Annotated in this window: 25 protein-coding genes and 1 riboswitch; of the genes, 9 read left to right on the forward strand and 16 right to left on the reverse strand. The window is 37.6% G+C overall.

Going from position 1 to position 25,496, the window contains the following annotated elements; translation table 11 throughout:
- Positions 1-57: 57 nt before the first annotated feature.
- Complete coding sequence (locus IM450_RS07220; RefSeq protein WP_232306221.1) at positions 58-246, reverse strand: hypothetical protein; 189 nt, start codon at positions 244-246, stop codon at positions 58-60.
- Positions 247-487: 241 nt separating this feature from the next.
- On the opposite strand from IM450_RS07220, the gene aroC reads away from it, so the two are divergent.
- Together aroC and IM450_RS07230 are read left to right on the forward strand one after the other, a co-directional pair.
- A complete protein-coding gene (aroC, locus tag IM450_RS07225; RefSeq protein ID WP_287667328.1) occupies positions 488-1,588 on the forward strand; it encodes a chorismate synthase in 1,101 nt (366 codons plus the stop codon).
- Between the two features lie 13 nt (positions 1,589-1,601).
- Positions 1,602-2,804, forward strand: a complete 1,203-nt coding sequence (locus IM450_RS07230) for a glycosyltransferase family 4 protein (RefSeq protein WP_287667330.1) — start codon at positions 1,602-1,604, stop codon at positions 2,802-2,804.
- Positions 2,805-3,009: 205 nt separating this feature from the next.
- On the opposite strand, the gene IM450_RS07235 is transcribed toward IM450_RS07230, so the two are convergent.
- Positions 3,010-3,600, reverse strand: a complete 591-nt coding sequence (locus tag IM450_RS07235; protein WP_149977974.1) for a Uma2 family endonuclease — start codon at positions 3,598-3,600, stop codon at positions 3,010-3,012.
- A gap of 76 nt (positions 3,601-3,676) precedes the next feature.
- On the opposite strand from IM450_RS07235, the gene IM450_RS07240 reads away from it, so the two are divergent.
- From IM450_RS07240 to IM450_RS07265, 6 genes are all read left to right on the forward strand, one after another.
- Positions 3,677-3,961 (forward strand): hypothetical protein, encoded by a 285-nt coding sequence (locus IM450_RS07240; protein WP_002756821.1) that lies wholly within the window; start codon positions 3,677-3,679, stop codon positions 3,959-3,961.
- A complete protein-coding gene (locus tag IM450_RS07245; RefSeq protein ID WP_002756819.1) occupies positions 3,958-4,377 on the forward strand; it encodes a type II toxin-antitoxin system VapC family toxin in 420 nt (139 codons plus the stop codon). Before IM450_RS07240 ends, IM450_RS07245 begins: the two co-directional genes overlap by 4 nt.
- A gap of 79 nt (positions 4,378-4,456) precedes the next feature.
- Positions 4,457-6,013 carry an AAA-like domain-containing protein gene (locus IM450_RS07250; RefSeq protein ID WP_287667424.1) on the forward strand — a complete coding sequence of 519 codons (1,557 nt, stop codon included), beginning with the start codon at positions 4,457-4,459 and terminating at the stop codon, positions 6,011-6,013.
- Between the two features lie 111 nt (positions 6,014-6,124).
- Entirely contained in the window at positions 6,125-6,397 is a 273-nt protein-coding gene (locus IM450_RS07255) for a hypothetical protein (protein ID WP_002737947.1), read from the forward strand.
- Positions 6,390-6,662 (forward strand): PIN domain-containing protein, encoded by a 273-nt coding sequence (locus tag IM450_RS07260; protein ID WP_008204591.1) that lies wholly within the window; start codon positions 6,390-6,392, stop codon positions 6,660-6,662. Before IM450_RS07255 ends, IM450_RS07260 begins: the two co-directional genes overlap by 8 nt.
- Before the next feature lie 474 nt (positions 6,663-7,136).
- A complete protein-coding gene (locus IM450_RS07265; protein ID WP_287667427.1) occupies positions 7,137-11,774 on the forward strand; it encodes a sacsin N-terminal ATP-binding-like domain-containing protein in 4,638 nt (1,545 codons plus the stop codon).
- A gap of 173 nt (positions 11,775-11,947) precedes the next feature.
- On the opposite strand, the gene IM450_RS07270 is transcribed toward IM450_RS07265, so the two are convergent.
- Positions 11,948-12,538 carry a Uma2 family endonuclease gene (locus tag IM450_RS07270; RefSeq protein WP_287667429.1) on the reverse strand — a complete coding sequence of 197 codons (591 nt, stop codon included), beginning with the start codon at positions 12,536-12,538 and terminating at the stop codon, positions 11,948-11,950.
- A 402-nt stretch (positions 12,539-12,940) separates the two neighbouring features.
- Positions 12,941-13,435 carry a hypothetical protein gene (locus IM450_RS07275; RefSeq protein WP_002801393.1) on the reverse strand — a complete coding sequence of 165 codons (495 nt, stop codon included), beginning with the start codon at positions 13,433-13,435 and terminating at the stop codon, positions 12,941-12,943.
- Between the two features lie 364 nt (positions 13,436-13,799).
- Between IM450_RS07275 and IM450_RS07280 the strand changes: the two genes are divergently transcribed.
- Positions 13,800-14,630, forward strand: a complete 831-nt coding sequence (locus tag IM450_RS07280; protein ID WP_287667432.1) for a hypothetical protein — start codon at positions 13,800-13,802, stop codon at positions 14,628-14,630.
- Positions 14,631-14,759: 129 nt separating this feature from the next.
- Here IM450_RS07280 and IM450_RS07285 read toward each other — a convergent pair whose 3' ends face one another.
- The 12 genes from IM450_RS07285 to IM450_RS07340 form a co-directional block, all read right to left on the reverse strand.
- Entirely contained in the window at positions 14,760-15,443 is a 684-nt protein-coding gene (locus tag IM450_RS07285) for an anticodon-binding protein (RefSeq protein ID WP_287667434.1), read from the reverse strand.
- Between the two features lie 226 nt (positions 15,444-15,669).
- Positions 15,670-16,584: a DNA adenine methylase gene (locus IM450_RS07290; protein ID WP_002801389.1), complete on the reverse strand. Its 915-nt coding sequence runs from the start codon at positions 16,582-16,584 to the stop codon at positions 15,670-15,672.
- 73 nt (positions 16,585-16,657) lie between these two features.
- Positions 16,658-17,173 (reverse strand): alpha/beta hydrolase, encoded by a 516-nt coding sequence (locus IM450_RS07295; protein WP_002784786.1) that lies wholly within the window; start codon positions 17,171-17,173, stop codon positions 16,658-16,660.
- A gap of 167 nt (positions 17,174-17,340) precedes the next feature.
- A complete protein-coding gene (locus IM450_RS07300) occupies positions 17,341-17,730 on the reverse strand; it encodes a hypothetical protein (RefSeq protein ID WP_008204498.1) in 390 nt (129 codons plus the stop codon).
- A gap of 166 nt (positions 17,731-17,896) precedes the next feature.
- Positions 17,897-18,859 (reverse strand): orange carotenoid-binding protein, encoded by a 963-nt coding sequence (locus tag IM450_RS07305; RefSeq protein ID WP_002801386.1) that lies wholly within the window; start codon positions 18,857-18,859, stop codon positions 17,897-17,899.
- A 517-nt stretch (positions 18,860-19,376) separates the two neighbouring features.
- Entirely contained in the window at positions 19,377-20,135 is a 759-nt protein-coding gene (locus IM450_RS07310) for an ABC transporter ATP-binding protein (RefSeq protein WP_287667445.1), read from the reverse strand.
- 70 nt (positions 20,136-20,205) lie between these two features.
- The gene (locus IM450_RS07315) at positions 20,206-21,021 is read right to left on the reverse strand and encodes an ABC transporter permease (RefSeq protein ID WP_287667447.1); all 816 of its coding nucleotides are present in this window, start codon (positions 21,019-21,021) and stop codon (positions 20,206-20,208) included.
- Positions 21,022-21,107: 86 nt separating this feature from the next.
- Positions 21,108-22,148 (reverse strand): ABC transporter substrate-binding protein, encoded by a 1,041-nt coding sequence (locus IM450_RS07320; RefSeq protein WP_287667449.1) that lies wholly within the window; start codon positions 22,146-22,148, stop codon positions 21,108-21,110.
- Positions 22,149-22,211: 63 nt separating this feature from the next.
- Positions 22,212-22,901 carry a hydrogenase nickel incorporation protein HypB gene (gene hypB / locus IM450_RS07325; RefSeq protein ID WP_287667451.1) on the reverse strand — a complete coding sequence of 230 codons (690 nt, stop codon included), beginning with the start codon at positions 22,899-22,901 and terminating at the stop codon, positions 22,212-22,214.
- Between the two features lie 58 nt (positions 22,902-22,959).
- Positions 22,960-23,316: a hydrogenase maturation nickel metallochaperone HypA gene (hypA, locus tag IM450_RS07330; protein WP_002731704.1), complete on the reverse strand. Its 357-nt coding sequence runs from the start codon at positions 23,314-23,316 to the stop codon at positions 22,960-22,962.
- A 15-nt stretch (positions 23,317-23,331) separates the two neighbouring features.
- Positions 23,332-23,688, reverse strand: coding sequence for a hypothetical protein (locus IM450_RS07335; RefSeq protein WP_287667454.1), 357 nt, complete (start codon positions 23,686-23,688; stop codon positions 23,332-23,334).
- A gap of 51 nt (positions 23,689-23,739) precedes the next feature.
- Positions 23,740-24,918, reverse strand: a complete 1,179-nt coding sequence (locus IM450_RS07340; protein ID WP_287667456.1) for an agmatinase family protein — start codon at positions 24,916-24,918, stop codon at positions 23,740-23,742.
- A 68-nt stretch (positions 24,919-24,986) separates the two neighbouring features.
- Positions 24,987-25,121, reverse strand: a riboswitch (guanidine-I (ykkC/yxkD leader).
- Positions 25,122-25,496 lie beyond the last annotated feature (375 nt).

Consider the following 25,496-nt stretch of genomic DNA (forward strand, 5'->3'; position numbering starts at 1 on the left):
GGTAAAGAATAGCCTTTTTTTGGGAGCTTAACCTGAAGACAGGAGACCTTTCAGTTATCAGTGAACAGTGATCAGTAAACAGTAATCATAGTATTTTCCTTTATTCGTAGCAGGCATTTTACTCTCTTGGGTTTGGTGGGTAAAATGTATTCTAAAATACATTCCTGCTGGCGAGCAAATGGAACGAACCACAAAGACACAAAGGACACAAAGATTGATCGGTCTTATATAAGTTAAACTTATCACACAAAGAATAAGAGAGCCGGCATTTTACTCCCCTCTCCCTTTGGTTGTGGGGGTAAGGGAAATTAACCATCTCTGCGATTACTTTTGAAAAATGGCATCAGTGACAAGAAAACGGCAATTTTCTACTTAAGACTGTCCACTAAAAACTCACATCTGATCACTGATAACTGATAACTGATCACTGATAACTGATAACCGCTCAGGTACAATAAAAGCTTGAGGCTTAGTAGATATTGAGATTATGGGTAACACTTTCGGACGACTATTTCGGGTTTCCACTTTTGGAGAATCTCACGGGGGTGGGGTAGGAGTGGTTATCGATGGTTGTCCTCCGCGCGTAGAAATTTCTGAAGAGGAGATTCAAATCGATTTAGACCGTCGCAAACCGGGACAAAGCAGAATCGTGACCCCGCGTCGGGAAAATGACATTTGTGAGATAATTTCGGGCGTTTTTGACGGTAAAACCCTCGGTACACCGATCGCTATTCTAGTGCGGAATCAGGATGCTCGCTCGCAAGATTACAACGAAATGGCCGAGAAATTCCGACCTTCCCACGCGGATGCCACCTACGAGGCAAAATACGGCATTCGCAACTGGAAAGGAGGAGGCAGATCTTCGGCCCGAGAAACCATCGGCCGGGTGGCCGCAGCAGCGATCGCCAAAAAAATCCTTAAATCTATCTATAATGTCGAGATTATCGGCTATGTGAAGCGAATTAAAGATATTGAGGCAATCATCGACCCCAACACCGTCACCCTCGACGAGGTGGAAAGTAATATAGTGCGTTGTCCCAACGGGGAAACGGCCGCCCAAATGATCGCCCTGATCGACCAAATTCGCCTGAATAAGGACTCGATCGGCGGTGTGGTGGAATGTGTAGCCAGAAATGTGCCGAAAGGTCTAGGAGAACCCGTTTTTGATAAGCTAGAAGCCGATTTAGCTAAGGGGATGATGTCCTTACCCGCGAGCAAGGGATTTGAAATCGGATCGGGATTCGCGGGAACCTTCTTAACCGGCAGCGAACACAATGACGAGTATTTTATCGATGATAACGGGGAAATTCGCACCACGAGCAATCGTTCGGGGGGTATCCAAGGGGGAATCAGTAACGGTGAAAATATTATTATCCGCATCGCTTTTAAACCCACCGCAACTATCGGTAAAGAACAAAAAACCGTGACGCGCACCGGGGAAGAAACCACCCTGGCAGCCAAAGGAAGACACGATCCTTGCGTTTTACCCCGAGCGGTCCCTATGGTAGAAGCGATGATGGCTTTGGTATTATGCGATCATCTGCTCCGTTTTCAGGGACAATGTACGGTTAGCGATCGCTTTTTCTAAACCTTTACCCGCGATGAAATTTTTATTCCTTCATTCCAACTTTCCCGCCCAATTTCGCCATTTAAGCACGGTTTTGGCTCAAGACCCCCGAAATCAAGTTATTTTCGGCACTACCCGGCAAGAGGGAGAGATAGCGGGGGTAAAAAAATTTATTTACAAGGAAAGTCGCGCTGTTTCTCCCCAAACCCATCATTATGTCCGTCCCCTCGAAAGTGCGGTTTTACAAGGTCAAGCGGTTTATGGTGTTTGCCAACAACTGAAAAATCAAGGATTTTATCCCGATATTGTCTATGCACATTCTGGCTGGGGGCCGGGTCTATTTATCAAGGATATTTTCCCGAAAACTAAGTTTTTAGCCTATTTTGAATGGTTTTATCATGCCCATGGTTCCGATGCTGATTTTGATCCGGCGGATCCCCTTAATGCTGATGCCGAAGCCCGGATTAGAATTAAAAATGCGACGATCCTGATCGATCTGGTCAGTTGCGATCGAGGTTTATCGCCGACTATCTGGCAAAAACAACAATTTCCCAGCGAATTTCACTCGAAACTGACGGTTTTGCACGATGGCATCGATACGGACTATTTCTGTCCCCGTCCCGATGTGCAGTTAGTGATTCCAGAGATAGGTTTAGATTTATCCGGTGTTAAGGAGATTGTCACCTATGCAACCCGGGGAATGGAACCCTATCGCGGTTTTCCCCAATTTATGACGGCTGTTTCCCTAATTTTAGCCCGTCGGCCTAACTGTCATGTGGTGATTGTCGGGGAGGATCGAGTCGCTTATGGGAAAACTCTACCGGAGGGCAAAACCTATAAACAATTGATGTTAGAAAGCCTTTCTTTGGATTTATCCCGGGTGCATTTTACCGGTTCTCTGCCCTACGGTCAATATAAACAGGTTTTACAGGCATCAGCAGCCCATATCTATCTTACTCGTCCTTTTGTGCTGTCTTGGTCAATGTTAGAGGCTATGGCCATGGGTTGCGTGGTGATTGGTTCCGATACTCCCCCCGTGCGAGAATTAATTACTGATGGGGAAAATGGTTTATTAGTGGATTTCTTTTCTCCTCAACAAATAGCCGATCGCGTCGATGAAGTGTTAGATTATCCCCAGGGTTGGCAAAATCTGCGTTTAAATGCTAGGGAAACTATCAAGCAACGCTACGACCTCAAGCAATGTTTACAGAATCATCTAGATTGGTTATTGAGTTGATGAAATGATACTAAATCCGTTGAGTATAGACTACTTATGATGACAGGCAAAAGGCAACAGGCAAAAGGGTGAATAAATAATCAGTTTTTAATAACTGGATTTAGTATTAAACTTATCACAGAAAGAATAAGAGAGTCGGCATTCTGCAACTTTTAAGTTAACCCATAATCTTTAGATAGGCAGAAAAAATCACCATTTTCTATTGTTATGTTGATTCAATAATTTTTATCCCTGCTCTAAATTCTCGCAGTGCTTGAGCATGATTTTCTGTATTAATACAACGCATCAATAAACCTACATCTAAACTCGGTAAAAGTTGCGATTTACTAACAGCTTTATATCCCTCATTTCCTAAACTATAAAACAATAATTCATCATTCATCCAAAACCAAACTTCAGGGATTTGTAACCGTTTGTATGCTTCCAGTTTATTAATTCCTCCACTACTAACAACCACCTCAATCACTAAATCAGGATGTTTTCTATTGGCTCCCAACTCATAGGATTTATCACCTTCTCTTTTAACCTTTTCAAATTCATTTTCTAAGGTGACAGAACCAGTAGGAGTAAAATCTAATCCCAAAAATTCTAAATAAATTTCTAGTAAAGCACCAATACGTTCTTTGATGGTTTCGTGTTTTTTCCCTGGCATTTTTCTAATCTCCAAAACTCCATCTAAAAAAGATAACCTTAACCCTGGGCGATCAATTAGCTGTTCAACAGCTTTAAATTCTCTCCAGGTTAAGTCACTAATTAAAATTGGTTCTGCTTCTCGTTCAATGAGTGTAGTTATCATAATTTAAACCCAAATTTAGAGCGTGAATTTTGTTCACTATGATATGATATAAAAACAGAGTATCATAAAAAACATCATGCAAGCATACAAACTCAAAGGAAAAATTGATCAATCTGGTAACTTGCTGATTACCGAACCATTGAATTTACCCCCCGGAAATGTGGAAATTGTAGTCTGGGCAGCCACAGATACCCTTGATCATACCACAACCCCAACCACTGAACCAGCACCAGAAGCACCAAAAAGAAAATCTAGGATCAAAGCATTTCAGGGTTTATTTGAAAATGCCCCTGCCATTCCGGCAGACTTTGATCCAGATCAAGCTAAATATGAATATTTAAAGGAGAAATATAACCTGTGAAAATCCTGATAGATACTAATATCATTATTGATAATGCCTTAGAAAGAGAACCTTTTTGGAATGCAAGTGAACAAGTTTTATCACTAATTGAAAAAGGCACAATTGCAGGTTATATTTCCGCCTCAACTTTTAGTGATTTGTATTATATTATCCGTAAAGCAAGAGGTCGAGATTGGACGCTTACTTATTTAAAGCAGTTAATTACTTTTTGTCAAATTGCTACAGTAAATCAGGCTGCAATTATAATGGCTTTCACAACCAATTTTCAGGATTTTGAAGATTCTATTCAATACTCTACCGCGGTAGTTAATAAATTGGATGCAATTATTACCCGTAATCCTCAAGATTTCCCCATTGTCACACCACGAATTATCACTCCTGAACAATTAATTGCCGAATTAACCAACTCTCATTAGCAAATTTAGTGGTTTTAATAATGTATCGGGAGCATAAAAAATGTCTAAACTTAAAGAGTTCATCTATTACCAAAATTCTATGACTCGCTGGTTTAATATTGCAGGTCCCTGTTCAGACGATATCCACTATATGCTCTCTCCCACAGTCAGATTACCAGATTTAGAGGAGCTAATTCAACAACGTAGTTATTTTGTTCTTCACGCACCACGACAAACGGGGAAAACCACCGCTATGTTATCCCTAGCAAAACAATTGACTGATACTGGAAATTATGCCGCAGTCATGGTATCCGTAGAAGTAGGAAGTGCATTTAATCATGATCCTACTGCCGCAGAATTGGCAATTTTAGGAACTTGGTATAATACAATTGAGGATAGTTTACCGACGGAATTACAACCAGCTGCTAAACAATGGCAACAGGAAGAACCAGGAAGCAGAATTAAGGCTTTTTTAAGAAGTTGGGCAAAAGCTATCAATCGTCCCATAGTATTATTTATAGATGAAATTGACTCTTTACAAGACCAAACATTAATATCAGTTTTACGACAGTTAAGAGATGGTTTTCCTAAACGTCCAGAAAATTTTCCCTCATCAGTAGGATTAATTGGTTTACGAGATGTGAGAGATTATAAAGTAGCATCGGGAGGTAGTGATAGATTAAATACATCTAGTCCTTTTAATATAAAAGTTGCTTCTCTGACTATGAGAAATTTTAATCTTGCAGAAGTAGGAGAATTATATCAACAACATACAGCAGCAACAGGACAAATTTTCACACCAGAAGCTATCGAAACAGCGTTTGATTTAACTCAAGGACAACCTTGGTTAGTCAATGCTTTAGCTAAAGAAATTGTAGAAAAAATGGTAAAAGATAGAAACATTGCTATTACCAAAGAACACATTTTAACAGCCAAAAAAATATTAATTGCTCGTCAAGATACTCATTTAGATAGTTTAGCAGAAAAACTCAGGGAAAAACGAGTGAAAAATATTATTGAACCAATTTTAGCAGGGCAAACATTACCTGATACTTTAGCAGATGATAGGCAATATTTAATAGATTTAGGATTATTAAGACGTGATCCAAGGGGAGGATTAGTTATTTCTAACCCCATATATCGTGAAGTTATTCCCCGCGTTTTAGTACAAGGAACTCAGGACAGTTTACCTTTAATTAGTCCTAGTTGGTTGACTACAACAGGTGAATTAAATGTTGATGCTTTATTAACAGCATTTCTCAAGTTTTGGCGACAACAGGTCGAACCATTATTAAGTAGTGCTGCTTACCATGAAATTGCCCCACATATTGTATTAATGGCTTTTTTACATCGTGTGGTTAATGGTGGGGGAGTTTTAGAAAGGGAATATGCAATTGGTAGCGATAGAATGGATTTATGTCTGCGTTATAAAGATGTAATTTTAGGGATTGAATTGAAAGTATGGCGGGATAAAAAGCGCGATCCTCAAGCTGATGGAATTGAACAATTAGAATCTTATTTAGGATGTTTGGGTTTAGATTTTGGTTGGTTATTTATCTTTGATAGGCGGAAAAATGCTTTACCTATGGAAGAAAGGTTATCAACTGAGGTGTTGGTGACGGAAAATCAATATAGAATTACTGTGATTCGGGCGTGAGTCTTTTAAAAACTTACTGTTTGCGTTACATTTCATTAACCCACCCTACAGGATTAACTTTGAGAATTTTGCTAAACTAGAAATAGGTAGAAAACGAGGAAATATAAAGTTATGACAGTTGCTAATTCATCACTTTCTCAACAATACATACTTGATATTGAACCAGAAGGACGTTTAACTTTACCGCAAGAAATCCAACAAATTCTTAATTTAGAATCTGGATATAGATTAATTTTAACTCTGGAAGATAATGGTATATTACAATTAGTTAGTCTCAAAAACCAAGTTAAAAAATTAAGAGGTTTATTAAAAGATAAATCACCTGATAGAAATTTAGTAGATGAACTTATTCAAGAACGCAGACAGGAGTATTTAAGTGAATAAATCTGTGTTAGATGCTGCTGCCTTTTTAGCTTATCTTAGAGATGAACCAGGAGCAGAAATTGTAGAAAATGCCTTGATTAATGGGTGTTATATCAGTATTATTAATTGGGTAGAGGTATTATCGAAAATTGTTGACCTAGGAGAATCCGCAGAGGAAATTATTAAACGATTGAGAGATGAAGGATTATGGCTCTTCGTTACTTGGTATGATTCGATAGGGGGGCATAAATCGACTAAATCCTTCTCTGGCAAGAGACTTAATTGATGAGTTCGCTCTAGATAAAAAACAATTGACAAAAATCGCCAAATGCCTTTCTACATAAGAGTTCCATCCTTTATAATCCCAGTCCATTGCATAACACAAACCGAAGAACCAAGGAATTATTACAAAATAGTCCAGAAATTCTAGAAATAGATCTAGCGATTCTAGGCAAAAAGCTAACGAAAGAATTAGGAATAGGAGCGAGCTTACTAGGAATTATTATTAATAAGTGAGAGATGGTGCGGCGGACTTTTTCGATCTAAAACCATGAAAAGCTTATGATATATGGATTTCAGCCTTCTTGTCCCCCTGTCAGATTTTTGATTGTTGTTAGTTGATAAAAAAGTGATATGCTAAATAGATACGGCAATATTACCCAATAAAATCATCAATGAGTAACCGATATACTCGGTAATTGCTTAGAACTGGATTTATTAGGTAACAATAATGACCAAATTTCCCTGCGAATAAAGAATTATGCAAAATCCTAAACAACTAATTGAGAAAATATTCAATGAAACAGGTCAGTCTGAAAGAGATGCTGAAAACCTTGCTAATGCTTTAACAAGACTTACAGGTGATTTGTATACAGAAACAGAACGATTTATCTTTGAACTCTTGCAAAATGCTGATGATATACCTAATGAAACTGGTCAAGTAAACGTACTATTTGTCATTCTCCGCGAACATTTTTTGATTTTGCATAATGGTAAGCCTTTTGATAGCACTAATGTAGACGCTATATCGAGTATATCCAAAAGTACAAAAGTCAATAATTCTGAGCAAACAGGTTATAAAGGTATAGGGTTTAAATCTGTATTTGCGGATTCAGAATGTGTATATATTAATTCTGGTAATTTTTCATTCAAATTTGATAGAAATGACAAAAGACATAAAAACCTTGAGAAAACTCCTTGGCAAATCAAACCTATTTGGATAGATAAAAAAGAATATCCTGTAGAAATTCAGCAGTATCAACAATTTTTTACTTTTCCTGTTGCAACTGCTATTTATGTGGGACAAGCTAAAATTAAAGAATATAAAACAAAGTTAGAAAAATTATTTCAAGATCCTAGATTAATTTTATTTTTACGTCATGTTCAAAATATAAATGTTATAGGCTTAAATAATATCAACATAGTTGATGTCTCCATCACCAAAGAAAAGCAAGGAGGAAAATACAAAATATGTAGAAATAACCAAATTACTTATTGGTTAGTACAGGATTTTGATTTTAATGTGCCTAAACAAGTTAAAGACAAAATGGAAAGCGATAAAAAAATACCTGATAAACTAAAATTAATTGAACGCTCGAAAATTACCTTTGCTGCTCAACTTATAGATAATAAACTGGTTGCTGTCAATGAAGAAGATTCTGTTTTATTTACATATTTACCAACCAATGTAAAAGAATATAAATTACCTTTTTTAGTTAATGCTGATTTTCTAACTACAGCTAACCGACAAGAAATTCATCATGATAATCCTTGGAATATATTTCTTTTTGCTAATATAGCTTATTACTCGTTAACATGGATAGCTGAAGTTGCTAAAAAGACAGAATATAGAAACCAAGTTACTAATATTTTACCATCTAAATTTTCTTTGAACTTAGCTAAAAGTGAAACTTTTATCTCATTTAATCAAGAATTTGATCAAGCTCTAGAATTAATTGCTTTTATTCCTTCAGAACAAGATAATAAATTATTAACTGTAAATAATTCTATTTTAGATGAGACAGAAATTACTAAAATAATACCAGTTGAAACTGTAAGAACATCTTTTGATTCTAAACGATACTTTATAAGTAATTCATTACTCAATAAAACAAAACTAAAGAATTTTGGTGTTAAAATTTTTGATGTAAAATCCCTTGGTAGTTTTTTGAAGTCCATACATTACCAAAATATTGTTAAAAGCAACCCGCAGCTTATTTTTCAAGTATTAGCTCATTTAAAAACAAAAAACTTATCTAATAGAGAATTACTTTCTATAAAATTTATTTTGGATGAAAATAGTAATTTGGCTAGTCCTGATCTATTATATTTCCAAATTATTGAATCAGAGAAAGAAATAAAAGAAATATTAAATTTCGATATTTTTTATTTTATACATCCTGATATAGACGAAAAACTTAGACAAGACCAAGAACTCTTTGCATGGGCAAAAAATAATTTAAGAATTAAGATTTTTAATGGTTACGAAATATTGAAAGAAAGAATAAATCAAGCTAAATACAAACCAGATGTAGAATTATCCTTAGATAACTGTATAAATTATGTCAGATTTATTTTTAAATATTATTCTCAACTGAATTCTGAACAATGTCAAAAATTAAATGAATTACAATTAATTTATCGTAATCCAAAGGATAATAAATATTATCTTGATTGTGCTTGTAATTTTTATTTATCCGATTTTTATAAACCTCAATATCCAACAGAGGAAGTAGCAAATTTAATTGGTATTGAAAATTTTAAGTTTGTTATTCATAATTATTGTGAAACTCCAGCTACAGTTAGTAATTGGAAAGATTTTTTCTTATTTATAGGTGTTAAAGATCCTAATGGATTAGATATTATATCTAACACAATAATTCCTATGATTACCAATAATGCAATTAATGATTCCAATACCATTAATATTACCAGATATATTTTTAATGTTTGGAAAACATTATCATTGAGTAATGAGGATATTGAATCACTTCATAAATTACCTTTATTAACTAACAATGGATTAGAAGTAGCAAGTCAATGTAACTTATCTGAGTTTTATACAAATGAAGAGTTGGAAGATATATCACTATTAGAGGTATCATTACCTAATTTAATCAGTAATAAATATTATCAAGAAGGAGATTCTATTATTGAATGGAAAAGGTTTTTTACTGGTGTCTTAGGAGTATCTGACTTAAAGGGTGTTGATTTAATTAGAGAGAAAATTTATCAAGTCCTCAATAACCCAGAGATTATAACATCTGAAAATGCTGTTGATATATGCAGAAAAATATTTACATATCGTACCTATTTAACTCAAGAAGACTTTCAGAAATTATGTGGATTAAAACTTTTGGTCAGAAACAATAATTTAGCACTAGCTAAAAAGTGTTACTTATCAAATTACTATAATCCCCAGCAAAATTTAGAAACTTTCTATGAAGATACTGATTTTTATCAATTTGTTAGTTCTAAATATTCCGAACATGAATCATCTAATAAAGAGCAATGGAAGGAATTTTTTATAAATATAGGAGTAGAAGAGAAAGTCAGATTTTGGATATATAATGATAAGCGAGAAATTCAATTTTCAACGCAATTTCAAAAAGAATACTTAGGAGTTATTGGACTTGATTCTAATGAGCAAAAACACTTTTTTCAAAATTTTATTTATTACCCCCATTATCTGTACTTTAATAATTTTAGATTTTCTCAGAAAATATGGAGGTATATAAATGATAATTGGGATAGATTAAATTTAGGACAGCAATCAAAAGTATGGAGAAATAATATTCCAGTAGAAGTAATTTCCTATTTTCAAGTTTCAGTAAAACATAACTACTCAATTCCTTGCTTTGATGAAAAATGCCATAAGTCATCTGAGGGTATATACTCTAATCGAATCAGAGAACTCGTAGGAGATTGCTACAATGTATGTATATGTAGCTTGAAAGAAGAAGTAGAAGATTTTATTGGTGTGAAGCGAGAGCTTAATGTAGAAAGTTGTTTAACTATCTTAGATGATATTGCTGAAAAATATACTGAGCATACCAACAAACATGATAGACGACTAAATCAAGTCTTTGAACATTTTTTAAGATGTATTATACAAGGAATAAATGAAGAAGATAAAGAAAAAATTAAAACTTGGATAAATAGTGGAAAATTACTAACTTATGATGGTAAATTTCGTTTTATTAATGATTTATTCTATTTTAGTACATCATTGAAATTACCTCCTAAGCGCAACTCTAGTTTAGTAAAATTTGCTGATTCTGGTGTAAATTGTTCTCAATTTGAAACAATACTTGATATTTTAAGAGTTAAAAAAATCACTATTGAGGATATGGATATTAATTTGGATAAAAGTGAAATTGATAACTATCTACCTGGTTTAATTAAAGCAAGGTCTATATTCATAGGTATATTACTTACTGGAAAACGTAATATTTTAATAGAGGAGCAAATTAAAGAGAAAGTAGATAACATTCGATTTTATAATCCTCATAAAATTCTCATGATGTGTAGTTTAATAGACTATAAAGAGTCTTTACATAATTACTATGATAAAGATAATAATTCTATTTATTATGTAAGGAAGTGGAATAGTATTAAAAATGTTAATTTGGGTAAACATTTACTTGATGCTTTGAAGTTAGATAAAGTGAAAATTACAGAGCAATTAATGTTACAGTTACTAGATGATGAGATTGAAGACATCAAAGAATACTTACTAGAAAATGGTTATGATATTGGGGATATTACTGAAGAAGAAAAATTTACGCCCCCTCCAGAAAATATCCAAGAACCACTAAATCAAAAAAATATATCTAATAACTCTAGATTTGTTTATTCTCCTGGTGGTACAGGTGAGAATAAAGAGTATTGGGGAGAATGGGGTGAGAGAAAAGCAAAAAGAATGTATAAATTACTAGGTTATTTTGCTGAAAAACAAAGTGATTATTTAGCTTTAGGATATGATTTTTTGTGTAAAGATTCAAAAGGTAAAAATATTTACAGTGAAGTCAAAACTATAAGTTATAACAATCCTATCATTCGCTTAAAAACAAGCCAGTGGGAATCTTTATGCTCAGAAAATCGAAAGGATAACTATGAACTTGTAATAGTAATTCATAAAGGAGATACATTAATAGAAATTATTAGAGTAAGTTCAGTTTGGGCTACTTTAAAAAATATTTTAAGTAAACTTAACCACCAGAGTATATCTCAAGCTAATTATCAAGGAACTGTTGAAGTGATACTTGGGTTACAAAAAAATCAGGACGGAAACGCTAATGAAATTTTAATCAACTGGCAAAGGCTTTTTAAATCAATACAACATTCCCATGTCAATATATATCCACAAGGGATACCTAATGTTACAAAGGGATCGTGAATGTTTTCAGAAAGTCACTAACTTTCTTTTATCCATTTTACAAGCTCGTCACTCACATTTCTCTTCCCCTTAATATACTGAAATTCTCTCAACCAAAATCTGATTGATAATTTGCTGCTTCAACGAATCCACAGCAACTGAAGCAATAATTTCTTAATCGTTTTCTATCAATATTAACCCAAGCAATTCGGTTTAATCCCTGCTCTAAATTCTCCCAGCGCTTGAGCATGATTTTCTATACCAATACAGCGCATCAATAAACCTACATCTAAAATCGGTAAAAGTTGCGATTTACTAACAGCTTCATATCCCTCATTTCCTAAACTATAAAACAATAACTCATCATTCATCCAAAACCAAACTTCAGGGATTTGTAACCGTTTGTATGCTTCCAGTTTATTAATTCCTCCACTACTAACAACCACCTCAATCACTAAATCAGGATGTTTTCTATTTGCTCCCAATTCATAAGATTCATCACCTTCTCTTTTAACCTTTTCAAATTCATTTTCTAGGGTGACAGAACCAGTAGGAGTAAAATCTAATCCCAAAAATTCTAAATAAATTTCTACTAAGGAAGCAATACGTTTTTTGATAGTTTCGTGTTTTTTCCCTGGCATTTTTCTAATCTCCAAAACTCCATCTAAAAAAGATAACCTTAACCCTGGGCGATCGATTAGCTGTTCAACAGCTTTAAATTCTCTCCAAGTTAAGTCACTAATTAAAATTGGTTCTGCTTCTCGTTCGATGAGTGTAGTTATCATAATTTAAACCCAAATTTAGAGCGTGAATTTTTCTCAACATGATATCAGATAAAAACAGATTATCATGAAAAATATCAGAGTCTGACAAACCACCCTTAATCATACCATAGCCTTGATCAGTAAACCTTTTGAGAATACCAAATCATCAGACCTCTTGTAAAAATCAAAAATTGTTGTTAGGGTTAGAAGTCAGTAGCCAGTAGTCGGTCGTCAGGAGAATTAAGAATGAATAAAAATCAATTAAGTGGTCTATTTACATATTTTATGCAATTTAATCCTTATTTTTGACGTTTTTGAACCCTCAAAAATCAACTATGCAAGAGATATTATGTAAATTACTTGTTAATACTGCACACTTAAAACTCAAATCTGATAACTGATAACTGATAACTGATAACTGTCTTACTCGGCCTTTACCAAACCCTGAGAGCGAATACAGGCCAGTTCCCAGCGACAATCGGGATTAACTTCCACTGGTTTGAGTCGGGCCCAGATTTCGCCTTGAGCATCGGCATAAAAACTATCGATAATAGCGGCAATACGAGTACCGAAAGGTTCGGTAATCAGGACAGAATCGGTCAGATTAAATACTTCGCCATTGGCTCCCGTCGCTTTTTCGATGACGGGAATTTCTGCTTTGGGAATTGGTTTTCGGAATGGAGGAGCCGAATCGAAACGGGGACGGAGAGGAGATTTTATCTCGCTACTGACTGATTTTACCGTTTCCTCGGCTGGTTTTTCCTCGATGATTTCTGGAGGAGTTTCTGGAGGTTTGGGGGGTACTGCAGCCCTAGAACCCTTTTTAATAATTTGTAGAGGTTGTAGGGGAGGAGTGGTTTTAATTGGCTCTTCGGGAGGTTCAGGGGTGCTAGGGGTTTTCTTCGGGGGACGTGGCATGATACGACAAGGAAAATAAAAACTATAGGATTATTGAAGCACATCGAGCCGCTAACCCGCTCGACCGCTGCTTGTGTCAATTTTGCTGTGGCTAATTCTTCCCTGGATCCAGGCCAGATACCCCGCACTATAGCTATCTAGGAATTAGTCGATTCCCCTCTCTCCCCAACTTATTGAAAAAATTTCTCATTAAGTATTGACAACAATTCCTAATAAGCTTATGGTTATATATAGTGTTCTCCTCTCAAGGATCGGCAGTGGAACCGCGCGGCAGTCTCTAACAATGCGGTTCCCATTTTTTTTTGGAACGATAGAAGGCTTTTAACGTCTCTAAACTTCTAGGTTTCCTCATCCTTTGGCTTTTATGAACGATAATTCCGACCTGTACCTCGATCATCTCACCCATGCGGATACTGTCATTACTGCTGAAATTGTCGAGCATGAGAGTCAATCAACAGATGAGACAGATTGGGCAGCTCTATCCTCTCATTTACGTCAACAAAATCAAGAATTACAAGCGGAGATCTGGCGACGGGAGCAAGCTCTCGGGGAACTGCGATCGCAGTTAGCCGAGCAACATCGTCGCTGGCAAAGTTGCGATACCCTAATCCAGCAGCAAAACGAGGAACTGCAATACGAAAAGCAACAATTACAGCGAGCTTTAGGAGAAATCGAACAGTATCGTCAAGCAGAACAACGGCAACCGATGATTATTGCCAATTTGACCGCAGAATTGACCCGCACACGCCAACAATTAGCCCGTTTAGAGCGAGAATGTGCCTTAATTCAGGAAAGTTATCAGGAAAAAAGCCAAAAACTCTGCAACTATGACCAGCAATTGCAGGAATTACGCACCCGTCTCCAACGTCAGCAACGCTACACCCTCCAGTATAAAGCGGCCTTGGCCCAGTATTTTCAGCGCGGTAGCGATCGCAATTTTTCCCCAGATTTAGCCATTGTTGCCAAGGCAGCTGCGATCGAGCCTTGGTCTCAGACAGAGAGCCAAGAAAACGATGAAGTGGCTCCCATCGATGACTTTGTAGCGGAATTAGAGACAATTGAGCCAGTAGAATCCTTAAATAAGAAAGACAGGGATTGGCCGGCACCTATCATCTCCCCTTCCCCGAAATATTCCTCTTTTCGGGTTGATTTGCCCACTTTTATTAAATATCGCCAAGAAGAAAATAATTCCTAAACAACAGAAAGAGAGCCGGCGACTGTCCATGTTTCGTCTCGGCTCTCTATTCTGGTTCGCTCCTCACACTAATTAAAATCTATCATAGGCTGATGGTTTTGTCCACTAAATTCATAAAAGTTGATATTTTTATAGTTCCGTCATTGGCAGCAGTTGCCATTTTTGACGGAGAAGACGGTTAAGTAGTTTTTGACTGACGCTAATCAGGATTAATCTCGATCGCTGAATTGGGGCGGATTCTCCGATAATGCGACAGTTACGCTCAAAATTGAGCATCGCTTCGCAAAAATTCGCGGTTAGGGGATAGAGTTTCTGGCCTTCCCAACAATCGCAAACGGTTAAAATTTGCAGGATTAAGGCTATTTCGGCGGGATGATGCCACGATAACGGTTCAGACTCGGTTAAACTAATTTTTTCCCGATTGAGCAGTTGTAACAAACCAGAATAGCGAGCGTGGGTGTATTGAAATAAAAAGAAAAATTCTCCTCTGGGATGGAGAGGAAGCTGATCGGAGAAAAACTTATCGATTAAATCGTTTAGTTTCAGTAACCAAAAGGACAAAAATTGCTGATCTAATAATAATTCTAGCCATCCTTCCCTAAGCTGAATTTGCGGAAAAAAGGTGATTAAATGGTTAAATATGGTTTGAAATTGAGCGGGCGTAAAATAATAAAACAGAGGTGAACGATAGAGGATAATATCAGTTTTTGGGCAACGATAGAAAGTTAATTTATGGTTGTTTTCTGGAAAAATATTAATTAATTGTTGTTTTAAGCAATGCTCGATCGAGGGATGATTGCAGATAAAATTCATACTCAGAAGGGTAAACGTAGTCGTGCCAAATTAATTGCCATTGGTGAGATGGATACTATGGTCAAAGCAAATTTTTGGCTTAAGATGGATATAGGCGATCGGATAGTCTTTCTCTTGTCAGAAACTTCAGACTATCTCTAGGGGCTTACCTTTGTCAATCTGGGGGGTTGCACTTCACTTTTGCATGGGCGATTCATGTCGTCTTTTCTGTTAGACTTGATTTTTGTCAATTATTGATCAGTAATTCCCAGATTTCTCCCCTATTATTGCCCTGGGAATTAATATTTCGTCGGGCTTTTACCCTTTGAATATTATAATCTTTATATAAATCATCAAAAAAATTATTGTCAGAGTCAAAGTTTTTAACGTCGGAATTACTTAAAATAAATTTATAACCTGCCCGATCGACTCGATCGATAAATTCTTTTAATCTTATTTGCTCCTCATCGTTAAAATCTTCTTTAGTATAAGAGGTAAAAGCTGATGTTTTTTTAATCGGTTTATAGGGAGGATCAAAATAAAATAAAGTCTTGTTATTGGCATAATTTAGGGTTTGGACAAAATCTCCTTGTAGGATCGTTACTTTTTGTAAATGATGGTTGACAGCTAATAAGTTTTCTTCATTGCAGATCAATGGTTTGACATATTTTCCAAAAGGGACATTAAAAAGTCCTTTGCTATTGACTCTATAAAGTCCATTAAAACAAGTTTTATTGAGAAATAATAACAAAACTGTTTTTTCTACATCTTCATCACAGCCACGAGAATTAAATTCTATTCTTTTATCTAAAAAAAACTTTTGTTGTTCCTCTAGATTTTTAAGTTCATAAAAATCCTGCTGAATTTTTTTAAGCTTGACTATTAATTCTTTGACATTATTTTTAATAACATTATAAGCCATGATTAAATCAGGATTGATGTCATTAATAATAAATTTTTGAACAGGATAGGGATTATTTAATACTGAGAATAAAACTGCCCCACCTCCGACAAAAGGTTCAATGTAGTTAAACTGACAATCTTGAGAAATCTGGGAATTAATCAAAGATAGAATATTAGGAACCAGTTGAGTTTTGCCTCCCGCCCACTTTAAAAAAGGTTTGCCGCTAACTGTTTTCCTTTGAGACAAAGAAGTGGTCATTATTATTGCTAGATTATCCTAATTTATTCAATTTACAGCGCAATTCAAGAAAACCTGAAAGGCGTATTTGGTATCAGAAAGGTAAACGGGGCATTTTTTTCAATACTGATTCAATTTGGTTGATTAAATCCAGCAGACGATTGCCATCCACATGAACCTCGCTGGTGGGATAATTGGCAAGGACTTCGATGACTTGAATCTCGTTATCGTTGAGGGCAGAAGTGACTAAGGAACCGCGTAAAGCTTGCCGACTAGCGGCTCGATTGGGGGTGTGGACAATTTCGGCGGCATAATCTAGCAAACTTTCGCCAAAAAAACTATTAAGAAATTTGGAAAGAAAGACGGCATCCACCGCTACCCGACGATTAAGGATTTTGCGGAATTCTTCGGGTTTTTGGTTAGCCATCTTTAATTGTGCCGCCAAAGCGGGAGCTAATTCGCCTGTTTCGCTCAATTGCTTTAATTCTGATACCGATACGGACCCTTGGAAGATGTGGTATTTGATGATAGCTGATTCGGCGGCTGACAAAGACTGACAAACACCGAGAAAGATAGATATTCCTAGGGGAAGTAAAAGATTTTTGAACATAAACCAAAGGTGCAAAACAAGCGAAAAGCGATCGGGATGATTGACTCATTCTAGCGGAATTGGTTGCCGCTTAGGAAAAACTTAAGACGGGGTTGATTATCTAGAGATGAATTTTTTAGTCACCCAACTAGGAGCAGAAAGCTGATAGCTTAATGCTAATCATTAATTTACATTCGCGACAGGGCAGCGATTTTTGCTAGTTTATCTTTTTCCAAACCGTTGAGATCCTCTAGCTTTAACCATCCTTCCTTTAACAGTTGAGCAAAGACAAAAATTAGGGAAGTATAGCGATAGTCATATTTACCATCAATCTGATGTCGTCGGGCGCTTAGATAATCGTGCATTTGCCAGATATCATCTAAAACCGTGATCTGACCAGACTGTTCTTTAATATGTTCTATTAAAGTGCTAGTTTCTCGCTGATAGGCTTTTTGGAAAGCAGTTTGAGCAATTTCTTGTTCCGTATCTGACCAAATTATTTCACTCATAGGCATGATTTTAGTTTTAGGGATGATAATTTTGGATTTTTGAACTACCTCGACTCTTTTCGCCCACATCTGTAAGAATAATTGTTTAGTTATTCTTACCTAGATCGGAGAAGAAACCGGTGTATTTACCAATTTTTTTAAGTCAGCCTTTTAATTGTATAAAAAAAAGAGTTCACTTGACAAGGAACTCTAATAAGTTTCATCAGAATTTTTAATGATTTCTCTCAGTAGCTATTTAGCCACGGGCAAAGTTTAATAATTCTTTCGGAGAAGCTAATAAATCGATCGCTACGAAGAAAATTTTATTATCAGGAGTTAGGAGGAAGCGCCATGCCATATTCATACCCACACCTGCACCAAACCAAGGAGTTTGTACTTTTCCCGTCACTTTAATCTGAGTAAAACCGTCATCGGCGGGTTCTACTACACCGCGTTCGGGGATTAATTTCAAATTTTGGCATTCTTCCCGGAAAAAGCGATATACTGCCTCTTTACCGACGACGGGACGTTGGAAAGGTGGTTGCAGAGCGCCGTCAGGGGTGAATAATTCAATTAATACATCAAAGTCGTTAGCGTTGAGGTTGTCCATATAGTTGAGGACGGTGGCATTGGTAACGCCTTCAATGCTAACTTTGGTCCGTTCGGCAATATTTTGGGGAGGAACCACGGGTTCGGAAATACGGTTATAATCGCCCAGTTTCTTGGGATCGTAGCCCATATCGACCACACAATTCCGCAGAACGGTGATTTGTTGTCCCGACTCTAATTTTTTAATCCCGTCTAAAACGGCGCTGGCATTAGCAGATAGTTCATAACCCTTGGGAATTGGGGCAACATTGCCATCTTCCATCCATTGTCCTAATTGATACCAGAATCCCAGTTTGATGTTAGCAGACCAAGTGCCGTAGGTACGACAAATCGGGGTGTCAGCATGGTTCGCTAAGTCGCACATCACCTGCGACTGTTGCAGGGGTGACATCTGCCGAATTTCATTCATGGTTTTTTCGGCAAACACCATACTAGCAGCGCCGGGGGCGGCAACGGTGATGGTTTTGCCCATTTCTAGGTAGGCAAACCAAATCAAGGCTAGTTGATCTTCGGTATTCAGCTGATTGAAACGCGCAATCGTGGCAGGAACCACATCCGCTGATAGCGTGTTGGGGAAAATGCTCCGCGCTGATTCGATCGTAAACGGCATAGATTCACCTTGAAGTAAAGTTTTGTATCAATTTACCAGCATTCTATCATATTTGCGCCCCAAGGCAGCACCCCCGGGGAAACTTTCCCAAAAAAAGCTGTACTTTAGATCACACTTACCCGGGATTATCACAAAATCTTAATGGTTGAACAACTGTTCTATCACTTATCTAGGGTTTGCTGAAAAAGTTTTTCGGTGGTGGCAGGGTGTGGGGTGTGGGGTGTGGGGTGTGGGGTTTTACTCATTTTCAGGTGGTCAATTACCTAATTTTCAGGGAAAAAGTCCAGGAATTTTACCCCCGATCACTCCAATGCTAGGCACTTTTTGAGGTCAAAAAAGCCTAAAAACCTTATCCAACAAGCTTTTTAGATTTATTCAGCAAACCCTATTTAGGGTTGGCGGCAGCAGCGATCGCTGTTTGGCGATGCTAGATAACCGAAAGTATCTCTAAAGGATGATTTTTGCTGCTCTAACTCGTTTTCAACCCGGGACTACTCTTGATCATCCCTAGTTTTTTCTAGCATTTCTCACCCCGTAGCAGGCCGTAAATTTGATCCGTATAGTCATAAAACTGAGCTTGTCGTTTAATTTTATAATTACGATCTACGGGTAAATTAATTGTTAATTCCCGTTGTATAGTCCCGGGCCTAGCACTCAAAACATAAATACGTTGAGCCAAAAAAACCGCTTCATCCACATCATGGGTAATCATTAAAATACTACACCTGATTTTTTGCCAAATTTCAATTAAATATTCGTGCATTCTTTCTTTGGTTTGTACATCTAAAGCTGCAAAGGGTTCGTCCATTAATAAGACTTTGGGATGACAGGCAAGAGAGCGGGCGATCGCAACCCGTTGTTTCATCCCACCCGATAGTTCTCTAGGGTAAGCATTAGCGAATTGGATTAAACCGACAATATCCAGATAATAACAGGCCACTTCCCAGCATTCTTTTGTCGATAATCCCTGTAGTTTTAAGCCAAATTCAACATTTTTTTGGATCGTCATCCAGGGATAGAGTGTATAATTTTGAAAAACCATGCCGCGATCGGCTCCTGGCCCTGTCACTTCAACACCATCAACGGTAATTTTGCCGGAAGTGGGCAATTCTAAACCCGCAATCATTCGCAACAAAGTCGATTTTCCCGAACCAGAGGCCCCGACCGCACAGACAAATTCAGCACTTTCAACGTGTAAATTAATATCTTTCAGAGCGACCACAGCACCTCGTTTAGTGGTGAAAATTTTATTGATTTGAGTAATTTCTAAGTGCATTAAGGTTCTTCTCTTATCATTAAAATAACTTTACTGGTGACAGAATAAACTCTGTTCTTGAGTTTTTAAGTTAACGAGTAATTGACCATTTACAAGTCCAATGCAAAAACAAACGAAAACTTAAATCTAGGGCAAAGCCAATAATTCCCAGGACAATTAAACAGGCAAAAATTTCATCGGTTCTCAGAAATTTCTGGGCCAATAAAATCCGTTTGCCTAATCCATTATCCGCCGCCACTAATTCCGCCACTACCACCAAATTCCAGGCGGCTGCCATATTAACCCGAAAAGTATCAATAATATTAGGAATAATATAGGGAGTAATCACTTTAAATAAAACCTGTTTTCGCGTTCCTCCAAGGGTATAAGTTACTTCGATCAATTCACGGGGAATGAACTTAACTGCATCCATAATCATCAGGGTATTAAAGAAAATTGTCCCGATAAAAATCAGCATAATTTTTGACGTTTCTCCAATACCCAAATAAATAACCAATAGGGGAATAAAAGCAGGAGCGGGCATATAACGTACAACGCCAATGATCGGTTCCATTAAACTACGAATACTCGGAAAAGTTCCCATTAAAATCCCTAGGGGAATAGCAAACAATCCTCCTAAAAAAAAGCCCCCAACTACTCGTAAAAAACTGGTAATAGTATCTTGAATTAAAAAGCCCTGTTCTGCTAATTTTCCTAAGGCCTGAATAACGGCTAAAGGAGAGGGCAAAAATACGGATTCAATGCCCGCAAAACTAGAGATTAGTAACCATAAAATCAGCGGGACAATAATAGAGGAAACCATTAAAGTCCATTTGAGGGATTCGGGAATATCCTCGGTAATCCGCCAAAAAGTGCTTTGAGGAAGCGTTTTAGGTGTTGTGGTCATGGGATTTTTAAAAGAAAAGAATAATTTTGATAGCCAATATCACCCAGTTATCAAACAATTCTTGAAGTCAATGATCGAGGGACTAATTAGGATTTTTTGTCTTGATTTGCCAACGCCTTGACAAATTGGGGATCTAGAATGGTTGTTAGATCGGGGACTTTTTTAATAAAGCCAACTTCCCTCATAAAATCAGCCATTTTTTGAGCGGCAAAGGGCATATTTTTTATGGTTTTCCCCGGACTAAAGGCTTCTAGGTTTTCTTCTAAGGTGAAAAACTTCGTTCCCTCTTTATATAGGGCCAATTCTTCTGGGCTAATGCCAGCACGCTTGGCCATAATCTCATCGGCTTTTTGGGGATTTTTAGCCATAAAGTCTCGAACCTCAAACCAGGTTTTGACAAGAGCCTGAACCTGTTCTGGTTTTTCTTTGATTAATTTGGCACTGACAACTAATAAATCAGGAATAGCACCTGGAAAAGCTTTAGAACTAATTAATTCTTTAGAACCTTTTCTTTTAAGGGCCGTTGACCAAAAGGGTGGAAAAGCGGCCACTGCATCGACTTTTCCCGATGCAAAAGCGGCGGCAGCAGCCCCTGTTTCCATGGGGACAATTTGCACATCTTTACGGCTCATTCCCTCTTTTTCTAGGGCTAAACTGAGGAGAAAGTCACCAACAACGCCTTCTTCAACAGCAACTTTTTTGCCTTTTAAATCTTGAATCGTTTTAATCTCCTCTGTGACAATAACTTTGTCATTTCCTGACGAGTTATCATTAACTAAAACAGCAACTTGACCATTCACTGCATCTCCCGCAAAAGCGATTGTATCGTTGAGAGTTTGGCTATTTCCATCTAATTGTCCGGCAGCTAAAGCTTGCAAGGATTCAAGATAACCATCAAACCATTTCATTTGAACATTAGCCCCATTTTTAGCAAATAATCCCTCTTCTTCAGCGATCGCCCATGGCCACCAACCGGCCCAGTTACTATAACCAATGACAATCGGGGCAGTATTACTCAGAGAACTACTTGCATTGGGGGTTTGCTGAGGAGCTTGATTACAACTAACGGTCAGCAGTAAGCTACTAAAAAAAACGAGAAGTAAGGAGAAAAAATTGCGCCGTTTCATAGGTAATAGCCTTTAGAGATGACAGCTAGTAAAACAGAAATAAACCTCAAAAACTGTTACTGATTAACAATTCAAGAACCTCGGCCTATTGACTTGGCTTTTTAGCCAATTTAACCAGTCTTCTAAACCTTCTCCTGTTTGAGCAGAAAGAGCAATAATCTTTACATCGGGATTCATAGAACGAACATTTGCCTCTAAACGTTTTAAATCAATCTCTAAATAAGGAGCCAGATCTAATTTGGTAATAATCAGACAATCCGCTTCTTGAAACATAATTGGATATTTGAGGGGTTTATCTTCTCCTTCAGTAATACTTAATAGAGCAACTTTGGCGTGTTCCCCTACCTCAAATTCGGCGGGACAAACTAAATTTCCCACATTTTCCACCAACAATAAATCAAACTCTTTGGGGTTATAATCTTCTTTGAAACGATGAATTCCCCCGGCTACCATTTTGGAATCTAAGTGACAGGAGCGACCAGTATTAATGGCAATCACGGGAACTCCATATTGTCTCAGGCGCTCTGCATCTAGTTCTGTAGTCATATCACCTTCAATAACAGCCATTTTTAATTGATCTTTTAAGGCTGCGAGGGTTTTTTCCAATAACACAGTTTTACCCGCACCTGGACTACTCATCAGGTTTAAACAGGTAATGCCCCACTCGTCAAAATGTTCCCGGTTGTGATCGGCTCCTGCTTGATTGGCATGAAGTAGATTAATTTCTAAGGCCGCGTCAAAAGTTTGGTGCATTTTGGTTGAGAATGAATAATTGATCATCGAACTTGTAGAAGCGATCGCCCAACTTTGTTTAAGAATCTAAAGAATATTCAATGTGGTCAATTTTTAACTCTCGACCTGAACGAATATCCTCCATCGGTGATCGACAAGTTGGGCAGGAATATTGCTGGCCAATTTGGGGTTTATAATCCTTTTGGCAGCAATGACAATAAGCAATTAGGGGAATATTTTTAATAGCTAATTCCACGCCGGCAAGAAAAGTATTGGCAGTTTGAACTTCAAAGGCAAATTGTAAACTGACCGGTTCGACACAGGTAAATTCACCAACCATGAGATGAATTTTTTCAATTTTGAGCTTTTCAGGTTGGCTATCATACCAATCTCGAACTGTCATAATTAACGCCTTGGTCATATCAGTTTCGTGCATAATATGCTGAAGTGGCTACTCCTTTTCTACTCTCTCTAGCTGCATTTTTTGGGCAATTTCGGTCGTTAACTCTCCTTTGTTGTTAGCGTTTAAAGAACAAATTAAAATAGTTAATCTGTCTAAATTTTCATTAGTCATCCAATCCATTAAAAATCCAAGATAATTCTGAACACTTTTTTCTGCTTGTTTGCGACTTTTCCAGACACGCGCCATTGACAAGTCATTAGTAATACCAGCAAAAGGTTCATCTGATTCATCTTGATCAAGATAGGGCAAAGCATTTTCAGCAGCAGCATAAATTTTAGGATCAGATACTAGAGTTAAAACGTAACCTAACCTTTTGTTAATAGGAGTTCCAAATCCTTTGGCCATCGGTGTTTCTTCGCGAATGTGTTACCTCTCTAATTATTGCTGCTTTTGTCCTTAAATCCAAGGTTCATCAACCTCCATATTGGCATCAGAATGAATATAATAGGGCTTTTCTTTACGGGGTAATTGACCTGAAATAACCATATGGGCCATGGCATCACAAATAACACGGGTAGCCATCAAAGAGGTCATATCACTAATATCGTAGGGAGGGGAAACTTCCACCACTTCCATACCACAAATGGGAGCTTTTTGGATAATTTTACCCAATAAAGCTAAGGCTTCACGGGGTAATAACCCGCCCGGTTCCGGCCAACCTGTACCGGGGACAAAACCGGCATCAATGCAATCAATATCGAAACTAATCCAAACGCAATCCGTACCATCTAAAGCTCGTTCTAAGGCAAATTCGGCGGCCGCATCAATGCCTCGTTCTACAATGTCGGTGACGGTCAAAATATTAGTGGCCCGCTCGCGGCAAACTTTAACACCTTGACGGGGAACTTGCCAACCACCAATCCCTAATTGGACGAGATTTTTAGCAGGAGCATTTTTCATATTGGTGGCATGAAACCAGGGGCAAGTGTGCATCCGTTCATCTAAATCCGTTTCCTGGGTATCCACATGGCGATCAAAGTGAATAATACCGACTTTTTTATCCCCTAAATGCCGACAAATACCCCGCACTGTCGGAAAACCAATGGAATGATCACCCCCTAAAATAATCGGCAAGGCGCCGGAACTAAAGACATGGGCAACCCCCTTAGAGATTTGATCAAAGGACTTTTCATTATTAGCAGGAATGGTGAAAATATCCCCCAAATCACAGAGCGTAATTTGTTCGCGCAGATCTACCCCTAATTCAAAATTGTAGGGCGTATAAAGGGCCGAAATCCGCCGAATTCCCTGGGGTCCAAAACGAGTTCCGGGTCGGTAAGTTGTCCCCGAATCATGGGGAACACCGACGATTGCCACGTCATAATTGCCCACATTCCGCACATCTTCCAAATAGGGGGCCTTCATAAAGGTGTTAATTCCCGCATAGTGGGGTAACTCACCCCTGGAAAAGGTGGGAATACTGCGATCGCGAATACTATCGGCCGCCTCTAAACCGTAGGTTAACCCCTGGGAAACTTCCTGTTGCCAACCGGTTAGGGGCAAATGGCGTTCTTTTTCTAGGGCCTGTTGAGCTTCAGTTACATGAGGGGGTTGAAAAGTAGATTCCTCGGACATCATTTCACCTCAAAATACAATAACCCGGGATTCTTCAAAGACACTGCCTCAAAACAGTTATCCTTAAAGTCTCCCGGGCTTTTATCCCGCCGTGTAGCCAGCTTAGACGGAAAAAATGTTTGATCCGCTCATTTAAGACTAGCTTGCTCCTCTCGGACCTGACATTTAAAGAAGTTTAAATCGGAACCCTAGAAGCAATTCCCTTGACCTTAGACGATCTCAATCCAAAAAACAGTATCACAGACTACAAAAAAGGGGATTTTTCCCGCTTTAGATAACTTCAATAAAAAGCGACGGATTTGATATTGTAGGGACTTTTGGATATATTATCAGAAGACTATTCCAGGTCAACCTTATGGAGAATTATAGGAGTATATTCTGGCAACTCCGGCAAGCAGAATCAAGATAGAGTTTAAATGCTTGGGAAAATAGGGTTCGCAGGCGCACGGATTTTCCATTATGAATATAATATCATGTCAAGGGGCTTTTGTCAAGAGAAAATTTGACAAAATCCAGAAAAACCTAGCCGATTGTAGGGGTAATTCATGAATTACCCCTACACCTATTACCTAGTCCAG

The organism is Microcystis sp. M083S1 (genome assembly GCF_020246405.1).
Taxonomy (GTDB): Bacteria; Cyanobacteriota; Cyanobacteriia; order Cyanobacteriales; family Microcystaceae; genus Microcystis; species Microcystis aeruginosa_C.

Coding starts and splice junctions, on each gene's coding strand:
- IM450_RS07285 (WP_287667434.1), bottom strand. CDS start 15,443: ATGAATTTTATCTGCAATCATCCCTCGATCGAGCATTGCTTAAAACAA.
- IM450_RS07295 (WP_002784786.1), bottom strand. CDS start 17,173: ATGTTCAAAAATCTTTTACTTCCCCTAGGAATATCTATCTTTCTCGGT.
- IM450_RS07320 (WP_287667449.1), bottom strand. CDS start 22,148: ATGAAACGGCGCAATTTTTTCTCCTTACTTCTCGTTTTTTTTAGTAGC.
- IM450_RS07315 (WP_287667447.1), bottom strand. CDS start 21,021: ATGACCACAACACCTAAAACGCTTCCTCAAAGCACTTTTTGGCGGATT.
- aroC (WP_287667328.1), top strand. CDS start 488: ATGGGTAACACTTTCGGACGACTATTTCGGGTTTCCACTTTTGGAGAA.
- IM450_RS07240 (WP_002756821.1), top strand. CDS start 3,677: ATGCAAGCATACAAACTCAAAGGAAAAATTGATCAATCTGGTAACTTG.
- IM450_RS07230 (WP_287667330.1), top strand. CDS start 1,602: ATGAAATTTTTATTCCTTCATTCCAACTTTCCCGCCCAATTTCGCCAT.
- IM450_RS07270 (WP_287667429.1), bottom strand. CDS start 12,538: ATGATAACTACACTCATCGAACGAGAAGCAGAACCAATTTTAATTAGT.
- IM450_RS07265 (WP_287667427.1), top strand. CDS start 7,137: ATGCAAAATCCTAAACAACTAATTGAGAAAATATTCAATGAAACAGGT.
- IM450_RS07280 (WP_287667432.1), top strand. CDS start 13,800: ATGAACGATAATTCCGACCTGTACCTCGATCATCTCACCCATGCGGAT.
- IM450_RS07335 (WP_287667454.1), bottom strand. CDS start 23,688: ATGGCCAAAGGATTTGGAACTCCTATTAACAAAAGGTTAGGTTACGTT.
- IM450_RS07255 (WP_002737947.1), top strand. CDS start 6,125: ATGACAGTTGCTAATTCATCACTTTCTCAACAATACATACTTGATATT.
- hypA (WP_002731704.1), bottom strand. CDS start 23,316: ATGCACGAAACTGATATGACCAAGGCGTTAATTATGACAGTTCGAGAT.
- IM450_RS07340 (WP_287667456.1), bottom strand. CDS start 24,918: ATGTCCGAGGAATCTACTTTTCAACCCCCTCATGTAACTGAAGCTCAA.
- IM450_RS07275 (WP_002801393.1), bottom strand. CDS start 13,435: ATGCCACGTCCCCCGAAGAAAACCCCTAGCACCCCTGAACCTCCCGAA.
- IM450_RS07300 (WP_008204498.1), bottom strand. CDS start 17,730: ATGTGGGCGAAAAGAGTCGAGGTAGTTCAAAAATCCAAAATTATCATC.
- IM450_RS07310 (WP_287667445.1), bottom strand. CDS start 20,135: ATGCACTTAGAAATTACTCAAATCAATAAAATTTTCACCACTAAACGA.
- IM450_RS07235 (WP_149977974.1), bottom strand. CDS start 3,600: ATGATAACTACACTCATTGAACGAGAAGCAGAACCAATTTTAATTAGT.
- hypB (WP_287667451.1), bottom strand. CDS start 22,901: ATGCACCAAACTTTTGACGCGGCCTTAGAAATTAATCTACTTCATGCC.
- IM450_RS07250 (WP_287667424.1), top strand. CDS start 4,457: ATGACTCGCTGGTTTAATATTGCAGGTCCCTGTTCAGACGATATCCAC.
- IM450_RS07305 (WP_002801386.1), bottom strand. CDS start 18,859: ATGCCGTTTACGATCGAATCAGCGCGGAGCATTTTCCCCAACACGCTA.
- IM450_RS07290 (WP_002801389.1), bottom strand. CDS start 16,584: ATGACCACTTCTTTGTCTCAAAGGAAAACAGTTAGCGGCAAACCTTTT.